We start from the raw sequence: 2,187 nt of genomic DNA, 5'->3' as shown, positions 1-2,187 counted from the left end.
AGCCAGGTACGGAGAGCCTCGGCTTCCTTCTTCTCCCATGTGGGTGATGACCAACGACGCTTGCACTCAGGCCGCTCGATCAGCGCGATATCGCGGCGCTTCTCAATTGCATTGATCCGACGCTGCACGATCTCGCGATACCACTCGGGCCAGGACGAGGGAATCTCCGTGACCGGAACCGAGCCATGCCGCTCAAACCAGACCGTCTCTGCATCACCGGCTGCCACCTTACGAGCAAGCACAATCTCGAAAGCGCGCTCACCGAGAGCAATCTCCGGAACGACACCGAGGTCCGGAACGGTTAGAGCTTTAGATTCAACGTCCGCAAACAGACCATACGCGCCATATACCTGCCAGTCGAGCTCCTCCTGCGCACGACCGGGCTGGACCCGTCGGGCTTGCAGGAGACGTAGACCGAGCGGGCAGCGAGAGCGCGGTGGTAGAGCGAGCGCTGGTGGGCGTAGCGCAGCGCGTCGGCGATCTGGCGAACGAGCTCGAGTCGGGTGTCGGGGGTCAGTGAGGCGCCGTGGGTGGCCAGATAGGCGTCCAGGCGCAGGTCGGAGGCGCGATGGTTGAAGAGGATGGCCGGGCCACCCTGGTGGTCGCGGAACTCCCGGGCTTGGGCGATGCCGCGGTGGCTGATGCCTTGGAGGACCTGGTACTCGCGCCGGGCTGCTCGTTCGACCGAGTTTCGGGTCTCCGCGGTTGCCTGGAGGCTCACCAGGTAGACCCGGACGCGGCCCTCCTCGCGGATGGGCTGCTCGCGGATGGCGAGACGGTCCTCCCACGTGGGGCCGCCGTCGAGGGGGCGCCCGGCGAGGTTCCAGCCGTCACCAAAGCTCAGGTGGGCAGTGGATGCCCGAACGCCGATCCTCTTCATGAGGTCGGGCAGCGCCCGTGCCAGGTCGAGTCGCTCGCGCCGGGCAGCCTCGGAGTCCCGCTGCGGGGGCAGGCCGAGGAAGTCCTGCCAGATCCGGGGCAGGCCGCTGGCGCCGTCGTCGCGGCCGTAGACGTTGGTCTGCTGGACGGTGTCGAGCTCGGATCGCAGGCTCGGAGCGGACAGGAACACCGCCGGGGAGACAAACGGGATGCGGACACCTGTGTGGGAGGTCTGTGCGGCCCAGGTCAGCCGGGCCCGCAGTTCCTTGGACTTGAGGTCGGTCAGGTGCAGGGGATTGTTGATCGTGCGGACCCGGTCGGGGCCGTGGAAGTTCCAGGTGCTCCCGTTGTTGACGAGACGCCCCGGGTGCGCCTTGAGCTCCACGAGGAACAGGCCGCGCGGCACGAGGATGAGCAGGTCGCACTCGTTGGTGCGGCCCGAGGCGGCCGTGAACGAAAAGGTCGCCCAGGCCCGAAAGGGCTCCGCCTGCGGCATCAGCGCCTTGACGTGGTCGAGCGCCTCCTGCTCGTGCGGGAACGGAGAGGGGCGTTCCTGGAACCAGCGCTGCACGCGAGGCGGTGCAGGCTTTGGTCGACGCGCCCCCGAGTTGCCGTCCTTGCCCGCTGCCGACACCCCTGTGCCCTCCCTGGTCCTTGCTGCCCGGCCGCGGACGAACCATGGCCTTCTCCACGGCCTTGACCCTATCGGTCAGGGCCGACGGGTGGAGGCGTGTAGTCCTTCTCGTGATCAATCGGGCCATGGGTCACGGCGGGCTGTCGCCATAGGTCTTCCCCGGGTATACGGCATCCCGGAGCCAGCCGATCACTGTTAGGTACAGTCTGCACTGCTTCGGTGATCAAGCAAAGGGGGAATGGTGATCTTCGCAGCTCACAGAAAGTACCGATGGCTCGGCGCTGCCCGGCCTGGTCTTGGCCCTGGTCGGCTCATTGTCGGTCTGCAGCAGTTCAACTCGTCTGTCCGCAGGCGGGGCTCTTCCTGCTGCTCCCCGGCATCTTCAGGCTTTCGACCCGCCGACGTCATGCGACTTCGGTGATGGTCCGGGCACAGGGGACGCACTCGACGAAGGGGTGGAGCCCTCGACATCGAGGACGACGCGGCAGCGGCCGGCGATCTCGCTGAAGGACACGACTGCCTTCGTGACCATCGAGGACGAGCTGAAAGCTGTCGGCGATCTCCCAAAACCGTGGTTCTGAATCACTTGCGGGCTCTGTCGCTATTTCGGGGGTGGCAGCCTCGTGATCATGGTGAGAGCAAAATACGGCGCCGCAGGAGGTCGAAGTTGGCAC

The 2,187-nt window shown here is 66.3% G+C and carries 2 protein-coding genes; both read right to left on the bottom strand.

The genetic code is table 11. The annotated features are described in order from the left end of the window. Positions 1-332: hypothetical protein (locus tag MCM47_RS15250; protein WP_374209152.1), on the bottom strand; the 332-nt coding region annotated here is incomplete at its 3' end. Beyond that, positions 302-1,450 carry an NERD domain-containing protein gene (locus MCM47_RS43260; protein ID WP_238862154.1) on the bottom strand — a complete coding sequence of 383 codons (1,149 nt, stop codon included), beginning with the start codon at positions 1,448-1,450 and terminating at the stop codon, positions 302-304. The genes MCM47_RS15250 and MCM47_RS43260, both read right to left, overlap by 31 nt. Positions 1,451-2,187: the final 737 nt, after the last annotated feature.

The sequence above is a fragment of the Kitasatospora sp. A2-31 genome, from assembly GCF_022288725.1.
In the GTDB taxonomy this organism is placed as follows: domain Bacteria; phylum Actinomycetota; class Actinomycetes; order Streptomycetales; family Streptomycetaceae; genus Kitasatospora.
Note: the sequence above shows the minus strand (reverse complement) of the source record. Positions and strands in the feature narration are given on the sequence as shown.